Here is a 12309-nt window from a genome sequence, read left to right as displayed (position 1 = left end):
TAATATGCCAGCACTAAGGTTGGCTATCTCGAGCTTGTTTTACTTTGTTAATGAAAAACGTCACTCTTTGTTTGTCTTTCGCCAGGGGCAAGGTGTTTTCTAAAACCGTCAAACTTTGTTCAAACTGCTGATTTAAAAACAAGTCAAATGCATAGTTCAGGCGGTATTTTTCGTTGTTTGGGTCGATTGCCAGGCTCCGCAGCTGATGATATCTAGCCATATTGGTTTGATTAACTTGGCGTAACAAGTTAGCTGCGGTGTTTTGAATTTCCGCGTTCATCGGGCTAGCATCAGCCATTACACTGGCAACGATTGCTGCCGATTTAGGTTGTTGGTTTACCAAGTAGGTTTTTAATAGTTGCTGTTGTATCTTCCACCAATCAGCCCCTCTCACTCGATCTGACAAAAACTCCTTCAAATAATCAGGTAGATTAAGGCGAGTCGGGTCAGTTGTGTATAAACGAGTGTCTAGCAGTGGATCATCTAATATAGACTGAAGGCCCGTTATGGGCTCATCTTCAGCTTCTTGGGTGAATGGAAAACCCGACAATAGACCGGCAATTTTTAACGTGGCGTAGGCCTCGTCCAGTTCTGTAATCGGAACCCACGCATAGGCCTCTTCAGCATCTACTGGACTAGATATTGTTTCAAAAGCCTGGTCCAGCTTTGTTTTGAGCGACAAGAAAAACGTGTCAGCTAATACAAAATAACCACGTTTGGTTGGATGAACATGCTCTAAAAACAACTCAGCACCTAATACACCGTTATTTTTATTACTTAGTTCTCGGCTCGATGCTCTAAACGCACTCTCCACATCAACTAATGTAATGCGGTCCTGTGTGTCTTTTTCTAATGACAGAGAATCAGTTAAATGACGGAGTATGTCGTTAAATACGCTTGGTGCTCTAAATCGAAATTGATCCAAATCTTTTGCTTGTTTAAACCATTGAATCCCTTGTTCGATGTCACCCGATGCTAAGCTTTTTTGTGCTTCCAAATAGTGCTGATAAGCCGAGTCTTGCTTATTTTCTAAAGCAGAAAACGGGGCCAAACCATTTTCAATACTGACTAGGTTTCCAATTAAAACCGGAACTTGATGACGTTGATATCCTTTCAACAACAAACTGATATTACTCTCAAACTGCGTTACTCCTTGCTGATAGAGCTCAGAGTGTAATGGCACCTTTTGCCCTTTTGCGGCCTTCGCCATAGTCGAACGCTCAGATTGTTTATTTTGTTGTGATAATTTTGGTAAAACAAACTGCTCGGCATACCAATGCTCTATTGCATTAAACAAATTAAATTGCTTTAACTTAGTATAAAGAAGTGTTGAAGCATAACTGCCACCACCAAAGACTGAACCGCTTCCCAATACACCAACATACTCGTTGTGACCGGTATAAATCAGAACGTAATCTGGCTCTAAGGCTAAAATATCATCCTGAATGTCGAGTAACGTAAACGTATTTACCGCCGCCATTGCGGTATTGATGAGTTCGAATTTGTGATCAGGATACGTATTCTTTAATCGCTGCTCCAACATCCCTTGTAAAGAGCCAAAGCGACCAAAAGGAAACCCTGCGGCAGTGGACCCACCTTGAATCACTATGCGTATCGTATCTGGGTCTCTTTGTTTTTTAAAATATACGGTATCGGGGCTGACATTAGGCGCAAGAGCTGGATGAGAAAAATAGCGCTCGATGAGTTTAGGGTTTGGCATCAGGTAATCATCTGACACCGGAGAAGCCACAAACACAGGTGGGCGGTCACCAATATTAGTGAGGCGCAACGTCCACTCAAACAACGCTAAAATGACAAATGGCAGGAGAACTGCGATCAGATAAAAAACCGGTTTATTGTTATTATTTTCCACTAGTAAATGGGCCAGATTTCTTTTTCTCGATAATACCAGTTGCGGTTAATTAATCAATTTTGAAAACGGGTTTATCTCACCGATAAAGCTGATGTGGGTCAAACGGTAAATGACCGGTTTTAACCCAAATGATAGTAGGTTCATCGACAAAAGGATGATGCTGACTCATATGTGGACTTCGCATCCAAGAACCAACAGGATATCGACCGTATTCATCACAAAATTCGCCATCCAAAACCAAAATTTCTTCTCCGCCAAAATGGCGATGTGGCTTAAAAACCTCTCCTTTCGGCCATTTTACCAGTGCGACGTTTTCCCCCTCGTGTTGGTGTAACGGCATCACTTCAAGACCGCCTTGTCCCGGTAACCACTCAGCTTGCTTTGTATTAATCCTTACTTGCGCAGTATCTGATGATTGAAACTGGTGTAATTTTACAAACAGTACACAACCTTCTTTTGAAAACGGCGCATGAACAAAACCTTTGGGGTTTCGAATGTAGGTTCCGGCAGGGTAATCTCCGGTGTGATCAGAAAACACGCCTTCGAGCACAAATATCTCCTCGCCCAATGGATGGTTGTGCTCTGAAAACGAGGCGCCGGGTTCGTATTTTACGATACTTGTTGCATGCCCTTGCTCCGCCTCTTCTCGAGCTAATGGCTTGCGCCATACTCCTGCTTTAGGACTAGCAAGCCAAGGTGCTGAAGCAGTGTCGATGACAACTCGCTGTTCGAAATCCATGTTAAAATTTGCAATCGTCATTTCTAGTCTCAACCTGTCATTTTTTTTCAGTATTTTAGCACAAGGTCATGACTCCAAGCCCAATGCTAGATAGAATAAAATTTACATGTAGTGACAGGAACAACCTTGAAGTGACTCGTTTAATGGACAATAAAAATAAAAAGATTCTCGGCATTTCGGCTTATTATCACGACAGTGCTGCTGCCATTATTGATAACAACCAAATTATCGCCGCTGCCCAGGAAGAGCGTTTCACGCGTAAAAAACACGACCCTAGCTTCCCTCGTCACGCCATTGAGTATTGTTTATCGACTGCTAACGTCAAATTAGAAGACTTAGATGCGATTATTTTTTACGACAAGCCGTTGCTCAAGTTTGAACGCTTGCTCGAAACCTACATGGCTAATGCACCGCGAGGTATTCGCTCATTTATCAGTGCGATGCCTATTTGGCTTAAAGAAAAGCTTTACCTAAAAACGGTTTTGCGTCGAGAATTTAAAGCTCTAGCTGGTATCGAAAATTCAGATCAATTACCCAAACTGCTATTTAGCCAACACCACTTGTCACATGCCGCCAGCGCGTTTTTTCCTAGCCCTTTTGAAGAGGCTGCCGTGTTGTGTCTGGACGGCGTAGGAGAATGGGCTACTTCAACCGCATGGCTTGGTAAAGGCAATAAACTTGAAGCGAAATGGGAAATTCAGTTTCCTCACTCACTTGGTCTATTGTATTCCGCATTTACTTACTATTGTGGTTTTAAAGTCAATTCTGGCGAGTACAAATTAATGGGGCTTGCGCCATATGGACAACCTAAGTACGTAAATACCATCTTTGAACATCTGGTCACGTTACACGAAGATGGCAGTTTTGATTTAAATATGGCGTATTTTGATTTTGCGGTTGGCCACACTATGACAAATGAAAAGTTTGCCAACTTATTTGGTGGGCCTCGCCATCAAGAAGACGCACCTATGTCACAAAAACAAATGGACCTGGCCCGTTCAATTCAAGTGGTTACCGAAGAGATAGTGTTAAAAATTGTTAAACATCTCCACAGCCAAGTCCCTAGTGACAATTTGTGTTTGGCTGGCGGTGTCGCACTTAATTGTGTTGCCAATGGCAGGTTATTAAGAGAGGGTCCGTACAAAAACATTTGGATTCAGCCTGCTGCAGGTGACGCAGGAGGTTCTTTAGGGGCTGCTTTGGTGGCTTATCATCACTACTTCGATGGCGAGAGGCGACTAGATACAACGCCAAGCTCAAGTACAGCAGCGCCCGATGACGCTATGCAAGGTGGATATCTAGGCCCTGAATATGACGACCAACACATTCTTGCAGCGGTCGATCAGCAAAATTTAGTGGCCAAATCATTAAATGAAGCGGATAAATACTCCCACGTAGCCGAGCTAATTGATCAAGGAAACGTGATTGGATGGTTTCAGGGTCGAATGGAGTTTGGTCCCCGAGCACTAGGTAACCGAAGTATTATCGGCGACCCGAGAAATACCGAAATGCAAACTACCATGAACTTAAAGATTAAGTATCGCGAATCATTTCGACCATTCGCACCTGCGGTACTAGCTGAAGATGTTGAGCAATACTTTGAACATTCATCTGCAAGCCCATACATGCTGATGGTCGCAGATGTTCAACCTGCCATTCGACTGACACCTTCATCAGAAGATCAAAAGACAGACAAAGGAGGTTCAGAAGCCTTTGGTCTAGACAAACTAAATCAAATTCGCTCATCTATTCCAGCCATTACTCATGTTGATTATTCAGCGCGAATCCAAACGGTTCATGAAAACACGAACCCAGAATTCTATAAATTGATCACTGCATTCAAAGAGCGCACCGGTTGTTCGGTTGTAGTTAACACCTCATTTAATGTCCGCGGAGAGCCACCGGTTTGTTCGCCGGAAGATGCATTACGATGTTTTTTAGCAACAGAGATGGATTACCTTGTAATGAACAATGTCATATTGGCTAAAACAGATCAGCCAGAGTCTGCTATTTCCGCCGCTAAAGCGGTTGAGTTTGAGAAAGATTAGGATCATTCATCATGGACAATTTACAAAAACACAACACCTCAGAGCTAAAACGCTTTGCACTAACTATGGCATGGGCGTTCCCATTGTTTTTTAGCTTACTGTTACCTTGGCTATTTAATTATAACTATCAAGTATGGCCTATGGTCGTGACCGGCGGACTTTTAACGCTCTATTTGGTCTGGCCTAAAGGACTATTTTACCCCTATAAGGTTTGGATGAGCCTGGCCGGTATCATTGGTTGGGTTAATACTAGACTTGTTCTTGGCGTCTGTTTTTATGTGATGTTGTTACCGCTTGGTTTAGTGTTAAAACTGTTCGGAAAATTACAGTACAAAAACAAAGTCAAAGGTACTTCTAATTACCGTGCACCTGAGGCAAAATCGGATAAACAAAGTTTGGAGTACCCATTTTAATGTTAGAGTTCATGTCGGATTTATGGGCATTTTTACGCGTCCGAAAAAAAATTTGGTTATTGCCCGTTATTGTTATTTTAGCCTTGTTAGGTGGACTCGTTGTCGCCACACAACAAAGCGCACTTGCCACTTTCATTTACACGCTGTTTTAAACAGCGTGTAACGCTTATTGTCATTCCAATTAATCATTCGGGCAGGTTGTTTTTTTCCAACCATTTTCATAAGAACTGACCGCGACAAATCCCAAGTTTTCTGCTTCTGCCAATTCGTCTCTATTAATTTCAAATACATGAATATCACTGGTTCCTGCTCCACAAACCGCGGGATAGTTTGTGAGGGTATAACCGCAGAATGCAGCTTCAACACTTATACCTTGTCCAGTTAAGTACGCTTTCGACACGGCAATATTATTTCCTTCGTATTGGCATTGTATTGCGCCAGTCGAGATACCGACTCTTACAAATGGGTCGTTATGCGCATCAAAGATAAATTCTTCTGAACATGCCACCATCCCAAAAGTGAGAGACACTAAAACAAGCTCTTTGAGTTTATTCTTAGTCATAATACGTCCTTTAGTCTTGCGACTTTACCCACCTTCACTATAGAGCTAAAAGTAGCAAATAAGCTGTCACTAAAGCAGTAACAAAGTGTGATCATTTGTAATCACCAATAAAAAACCCAGCCGAAGCTGGGTTTTTACCAAAGATATCTAAACTATCAGCGATATTATTCTGTGATAGTTAATGTCTTAGTCTTTTCGTTAAAGATAAACTTGAATGTCGCTGCTGCTGCAGGGTCAAAGCTCAAGTTGTTGTCATTTGCACCACCTAATACTAGTGGAGTATTCAATGACATTGCTTCTGGGCCGTCTGTTGCAGAACCTAGGTTCACAGTCGACCAGTCGCTTGTTGCAACTTTAAAGAATACATTGTCTGCGCCAAGCGCGATAGACGATACGTACTCGTGACCTGCTTCTCTAGCTTCACCTGCATCAACCGCGTTGAATGCCAGCTTGTCTACTTCACCCCAGCCGTTCATACCGCCACGGATGTAAATAGGAAGCTTAGACACTTTAAGCGTTGGTTTGGCTGCATTGTAAATAAGCTCAAACTTGTACGACATGGTTTCATCAACGACAACACCAATGTTACCGCCCTTGTCTACTAAAGGTAATGCATCAGCATCAGTAGAAGGTGTTACTTCGTTGTAACCCATGTTAACTGCAGACCAGTCTGCTGTAGCAAACTTAAACTCATGAGCTTGCTCTGCAGCTTCAAGACCGAAGATGATGCTGTATGTATTAGTTGCTTCATCAAACATGATCTCGTCAGTCTCAGGCGTACCCCAACCATTGATCGAACCACGGATAAAGGTTTGGTTTGAACCTAAAGGCTTAGAAGGTTGTGCTTTGAATGTTGGCGCTTCTAAATCAGAGAAGTCTAAAACAAAGTCATACTTCTGTGCGTCAGTAACAGTTAGTGTTACCGCACCGCCATCTGCTGCAAGAGTAACAACTTCGTTTACGTCAGCTGCACTGTCTGTGCCTGCACCATAAGCAAAAGCATTTGCTTCGTCAGCAAAGCTGATTGCATAAGTACCTGCTGCTAGCTCTTGCTGAACCAATACGTATTGGTTGTCACCTTTGTAAGACATCGCTGTAGCTGTACCATCGATAACGATGTTAGGGAACGCCATCACAGGTACTTGATCCACTTCGATAGAAGCGTTGTTAGCTTGCTCTGCAGTGAATACAAATTGGTAAACGCTAGTGTCTTGCATCTTAATACCGATGTCTTGACCCACGTTTTCGCCCGCTGTTAATGCTTTAGCATCGCCGCCTACAACTAATGCGTCGCCCCCTTTAATGCCACCGTAAGTCGCAGCTTCAGACCAGTCTGCATCTGCAATCTTGAAGTTGTAAGAAGTCAAACAATCTTCAGTACATGCGAAATCAGCGTGGTTTGCGCCGGCCGCTAGTGTCAGCATAGATCCTGCAGGAATAGTGATTGAAAGCTCTTCAACGGCTGGGGCTTCTTCGCCCTCTGGTAACGTTAATACGTTGCCATCCGCAGCTAGAGTCACTTCAGTACCGTCAGCCATCATGAACACAGTGTCAGCAGGAATGTTGTTTAGATCTAATACGAAATCAACATTGTTACCTTCATCGTCTGTTGGTTGTACAAACGTCAATGTCGCACCCGCAGCTGTCTCAACTTCAACAGAAGCATCTGGAGCAAACTCTAGAGGTACATCAGCAGGGTGTGCGCCGTATTCGAAAAGTTTGCGGTATTGACCGTCAGCTACTTTTTCAAATTCAGTGCCATCAGTCGGGTTACCCCAACCATTAAAGCCACCGCGTAGTAAGAAAGTCGTTGTTTCTGGATCAAATTCAGCAACACACTTAGATGCAACGTCAACTTGACCAACACCTACCGCGTATGTGCCTTCTGGACAGTTAGGAATTTCTTGACCAACACAAGCTTCACCAGCTTCGTCTAACGTCGTTCCCCAACCACAAGACTTGCTACCAGTAGATGCCCCTAATAGTGGATGTTGGTTTGCTAAATACGCACCGTCCATCAAGTTAGCTGCAATACCTTCTTGGAAGAAAGAAATCTTATCTGGGTTTTGGAAAACGATATCACCTGAGTTACCAAGTGGGATCATCATATCGTTTTGCGAGATAAACTTATCACCCGTCGACTTGTTATAAACGATCATGTTGCCGCAAGCTGAAGGCTCATCAACGAGATCTAGGATCCAATATAAGCCGTAGTTTGCGTCTGGCTTGTCAACTGCAGCTGCTTTACCAGAGCCCCAGTTTGTTACACTCGTGTCTTCATTGTATGCGGTACAGTTAGCGTTGTTCCAAGTATGAATTGTAATGTTTTCATAGTTGGCTGCTGTTTGAGGACCGTTCTTACGGAAGAAAATAACCGCTTTACCTTCGCCAGATGCCGCTAAAGCGTCTGCAGGAATAGCAGGTTGTTCAGCTGCTAGTGGGTTTTCTTCAGGAACGATACAGTCATATGTGCCTGATTCGTCTAATACTTTGTAGTTTGGACACTCAGTTGGTGGCGTGTAACAAGCTTCTTCGCCATTGTTTGCCGCAGATAGTGACAACTCCATACCAAGTTTAGCTTTTGCCAAACGTTGAGACTTACCTAAGTAGTCAGTTTCTGGAACAGTAGCAAACCATGCATCAAACCACTCATCAAAACCATCACCAAAGATGACATCTTGCTTTTGGCTTACTTTGAATTCACGCGCTTCTGCTTTCGCAATAACTTGACGCGCTTTTTCTTCCATTGTTAAACCTAAAACTGGGTATAGGTCTACTTCTGAAAAATCAAATTCGTATGGGTTGAACGACGCAGTAAAATCGGTTTCTTGGTCCTCAGTTGCACCGTCTGGGTAGGTCATTTCTAGTGCTTTTGCTTGTAAACTTTCAATTTCAGTTTCAGATAACGGATGAAAGTCTGCATCAACAGTTTGAACGATATCCGGAAGCTTACACCAAAGACCGGTTTTTGTAGCCTCGTCAAAGACCACTGTCTTTTCAATGTTTTCTTCCTCTGTACCACAGCCACTAAGAACTGTAGCCGTCGCTATCGCAGCAAGCGACAAAGGCTTTAACTTGAAATTCATAGGAAATAACTCCAATTAACTTGTATTTAGTTATTAGGTGCTATTTAAATAATTTGTCCACTTGCCACGGCTCAAAAACAAGTGTCGGTAATATAAAACCCTGTTAATATTTGTACATTAGCTGTAATTGGTGTTGCCTAGTTACAGCTTGGTCTATTACCTGTCCGAAAAAACGTTGATTGCAATACACTCAACATGTCAAATTTAAACACTACTGCGAACTTTGTATACACCTATATATAGTGTGCCTTTATGAATACGTATGCGTGCAATATGCACCTTGTAGTCTGCGTTGCAAGTCTTTATCTTTGCATACGTTGCCAAAAAAAATAAACTTTATATAAATGTATATAAACGCTATTTAATGTGAATTGTTTAGTCCGAACGAACAACCACACTCTTCAAAAACATAACAACAACTTGTTTTGAGGAACACACATGAAAAAGTTCAAGCCAAGTGCTCTGTCATTAGCATTGATGCTAGGCGGAGTTACTATTGCTTCAATGCCAACTTTTGCAAACGAAGAAGTAGAAGAAAAAGCAAAAGCCAAAGCTGAAGCAAACAAATCAGAAGCCAATTCTGACGTCGAAGTTATTGAAGTCCGCGGCTTCCGACGCAGTCTTATCGAATCACTGAACACCAAGCGTTATTCAGACACAGTTGTTGAAGCTGTTTCTGCCGATGACATGGGCGCCTTACCAGATGTATCAATTGCTGATGCGATTTCTCGACTTCCTGGTGTTACGGCAGTACGTTCTGGTGGTCAGTCTAGTGAGTTAAACATCCGTGGTATGTCGGGCGGCTTTGTATTCGCTACGTTAAACGGTCGTGAAGTTGTGACAGACCAAGGTGGTCGCTCTGTACAGTTCGACCAATACCCTTCAGAATTGATCAACCAGGTTCAAGTTTATAAATCTCAAAAAGCTTCTCTCGTTGAAGGTGGTGTTGCAGGTTCAATTGAACTTCAAACGGCTAATGCCTTAGAGAACGAAAAAGAACACACTTTTGGTATTCAAACCAAATTGAGCTACAACGACTCTGCCGATGAGCACCCGGATGCGGATCCTCTAGGTAATCGTTTTAGCCTTTCTTACCAAGGTAAGTACTTAGACGATACGTTAGGTGTATCTCTTGGTTATGCTCGTTTACAACAACCTCGCATTTCAACTCAATTTGTTAACTATCAACCTCGTCTAGGTCAATTGCCATTCGACGGTGCACAAGAAGGTGGTATCACTCAACCTACTTTAGATAGTGACGGTAACGTTACAGGCAGCGAACCGGGTTATTACATTGTTCCTCAGGGCTTCGAGCTGATGGCTCGTGGTGGTGAAGAGCTACGTCAAGGTTTAATGGGTTCTTTAACTTATTTACCAAGCGATAACTTCAAAGTAACCGTTGACGGTTTTTACTCTAAGTTTGACTCTCAAGGTATCGACCGTGGTTACCGTGTAAACGGCATCGGTAGTATTCTTGATGGTTCGAGCATCGATTTTGAAGCGCCAATCCTTGCAGGCCCTAACAACGAATACCTTGTTGGTGGTCGTTATTACCGTGACCGTGGTGACCAAAATCCAAACCCACCATACCCGCGTTTTTCAAACACGCTAACGTTACAAACCCAAGCGGATGACAACACGACTGAAAGTGAAGTTATGTCATTTGGCGCAAACGCAGAGTGGATTGTTAACGATGACTTAGTTATTGAGTTTGATATTGCTCACTCTCAAGGTGAATCAGACTACCGCGACGAAGTTATGCGTCTAGCTATTTTTGAAGACGCGTCAGCAACTAACCCAGTTGTTACCGATGACATCGTTGTTGATATCGAAACAAACGGTTTGGACCTACCTAACTTAACGTTTAACCAAGATATCGTTAATGCGTTAACAGATCCTAATCGCGCGATGGTCACGTCTCTTGAAAAGTACCCACACTTAGAAGAGAACGAATCAAACTCGTTTAGCATTGATGCAAACTACGCGTTAAACAACGACTATTTCTCATCTTTAGAGACGGGTGTTCGTATCGCTGACCGTTCGTACAAGAACAAACGTAAAGCATACAACTACGGTGAAGTAGCAGGTTACGGTGTAAACCTTCGTAACGGTAACTACATCTTAGGTTATGACGCTGATGGCAACCCAATTGAATCACTAACGTTCCGCCCTTATCAGTTACAAGAAGGCGAATACGAGATTGTTCAACTTGAAGGTGACTTCGCTAATTTCCCTGCCTTTATCTCTGTGGATAACAGCTACATTGAACGTGTATGGTTAGGTGACGAAGATACTAATGCATACCAAGACTGGCGTTATGACTGGACGATTTGGCAAGAAAGCGAAATCAAAGAAGAAACATTAGCGGCTTATGTTCAAGGTAACATCGATACAGAATTCATGGGCTTACCTGTAACGGGTAACGTGGGTGTACGTGTTATTCGCACAGAACAAAAAGCACTGGGTGTTGAAGATCCAATCGTTGCTGGTGAAGGTGACCCGATCACTGATGATCGCGGCGTAACTCGTCGTACTTATAACTACACAACACTGTCAAATGAGTTCACTGATGTACTTCCATCATTAAACTTAAACTTCCAGTTAAGTGACAATGACCAGTTGCGTTTTGCTGCTGCTAAAGTAATGTCTCGTCCAAACATGGCAGATATGGCAGTAAGTGGTGCATGGTCATACAACCCAGACGAGTTTGATACTTCTGTAATCGAAGCCGATTTAAATCGTGATACAACGCCAGAAGTTCGTCCGTTCTATGCAACTCAGTTCGACTTGTCATATGAGCACTACTTCACAGAAACTGAAGGTGCGTTTGTCTTTGCTCTTTACTACAAAGATATCGAAAACTTCCCTGAAAAAGTAACAATCCAAGATTACGACTTTGCAGCGGATGGTATCGAAGTACCTACTGTTAACCCTAACTCTGGTGTTCCAGTTGTGTCGGGTGACTACTCTGTTCTATTGAACAACGGTAAAGGTGGTTTCTTCCGTGGTTTCGAAGTTGCTTATACTCAAACGTTTAACTTCTTACCAGATTTATGGAAAGGCTTAGGTGTAAGTGCTTCTTACTCTTATACTGATTCAGAAGTAAGCTCTGAGTTCGAAGCGGTTTCTGGTCTTGGAAACGAGAGCACACCTTACCCATTCTTGTCACCACGAGTTTGGTCAGCAACTGTGTTCTACGACTATGACGAAGTATTCTCGACTCGCGTAAACGCGCGTTATCGTGAAGAGTACATTGGTAACCAAATCGCAATTGGTGACGAACAAAAAGCATTCTTCGCTGAAGAGCTTGTTGTTGACTTCCAAGCGTCTTACCAGTTCTCTGAAGAGCTACAAGGTGTATTCTCTGTTAATAACGTAACAGACGAACCAAACCGCTCTTACTTTGGCTCACAAGCAGCGACAGGTACGCTTCAGTACTTCGGTCGCCAGTTCTACCTTGGTCTTAACGCTAAGTTCTAATCGAGACTTCTCGACTAACTTGAGTTAAGAGTGAAATAGCACTCACTAATAAAACTGCCGCATTAGCGGCAGTTTTTGTTTATCCGATCTAAAAATATCAGTAGGATT

General features: G+C 42.9%; 8 protein-coding genes. 4 read left to right on the top strand and 4 right to left on the bottom strand.

Translation table 11 applies throughout. From position 1 onward, the window contains the following. Nucleotides 1-13 precede the first annotated feature (13 nt). Both J1N51_RS13185 and J1N51_RS13180 read right to left on the bottom strand, forming a co-directional pair. Nucleotides 14-1873 carry an SGNH/GDSL hydrolase family protein gene (locus J1N51_RS13185; RefSeq protein ID WP_208831713.1) on the bottom strand — a complete coding sequence of 620 codons (1860 nt, stop codon included), beginning with the start codon at nucleotides 1871-1873 and terminating at the stop codon, nucleotides 14-16. 76 nt (nucleotides 1874-1949) lie between these two features. Continuing rightward, a complete protein-coding gene (locus tag J1N51_RS13180; RefSeq protein ID WP_208831712.1) occupies nucleotides 1950-2633 on the bottom strand; it encodes a cupin domain-containing protein in 684 nt (227 codons plus the stop codon). Nucleotides 2634-2755: 122 nt separating this feature from the next. Here J1N51_RS13180 and J1N51_RS13175 point away from each other — a divergent pair, with 122 nt between their 5' ends. The 3 genes from J1N51_RS13175 to J1N51_RS14745 are packed head-to-tail and all read left to right on the top strand — an operon-like array spanning nucleotide 2756 to nucleotide 5225. Continuing rightward, entirely contained in the window at nucleotides 2756-4660 is a 1905-nt protein-coding gene (locus J1N51_RS13175; protein ID WP_208831711.1) for a carbamoyltransferase family protein, read from the top strand. Nucleotides 4661-4671: 11 nt separating this feature from the next. Continuing rightward, a complete protein-coding gene (locus J1N51_RS13170) occupies nucleotides 4672-5073 on the top strand; it encodes an SxtJ family membrane protein (protein ID WP_208831710.1) in 402 nt (133 codons plus the stop codon). Then, nucleotides 5073-5225 (top strand): DUF5989 family protein, encoded by a 153-nt coding sequence (locus J1N51_RS14745; protein WP_332874931.1) that lies wholly within the window; start codon nucleotides 5073-5075, stop codon nucleotides 5223-5225. Before J1N51_RS13170 ends, J1N51_RS14745 begins: the two co-directional genes overlap by 1 nt. A gap of 29 nt (nucleotides 5226-5254) precedes the next feature. On the opposite strand, the gene J1N51_RS13165 is transcribed toward J1N51_RS14745, so the two are convergent. Together J1N51_RS13165 and J1N51_RS13160 are read right to left on the bottom strand one after the other, a co-directional pair. Continuing rightward, nucleotides 5255-5635 carry a hypothetical protein gene (locus J1N51_RS13165; RefSeq protein ID WP_208831709.1) on the bottom strand — a complete coding sequence of 127 codons (381 nt, stop codon included), beginning with the start codon at nucleotides 5633-5635 and terminating at the stop codon, nucleotides 5255-5257. Nucleotides 5636-5799: 164 nt separating this feature from the next. After that, nucleotides 5800-8721, bottom strand: a complete 2922-nt coding sequence (locus J1N51_RS13160) for a hypothetical protein (RefSeq protein ID WP_208831708.1) — start codon at nucleotides 8719-8721, stop codon at nucleotides 5800-5802. Between the two features lie 438 nt (nucleotides 8722-9159). Between J1N51_RS13160 and J1N51_RS13155 the strand changes: the two genes are divergently transcribed. After that, nucleotides 9160-12201, top strand: a complete 3042-nt coding sequence (locus J1N51_RS13155) for a TonB-dependent receptor (protein ID WP_208831707.1) — start codon at nucleotides 9160-9162, stop codon at nucleotides 12199-12201. Nucleotides 12202-12309: the final 108 nt, after the last annotated feature.

Origin of the sequence: Psychrosphaera ytuae (assembly GCF_017638545.1) — a bacterium.
Taxonomy (GTDB): Bacteria; Pseudomonadota; Gammaproteobacteria; order Enterobacterales; family Alteromonadaceae; genus Psychrosphaera; species Psychrosphaera ytuae.
Note: the sequence above shows the minus strand (reverse complement) of the source record. Positions and strands in the feature narration are given on the sequence as shown.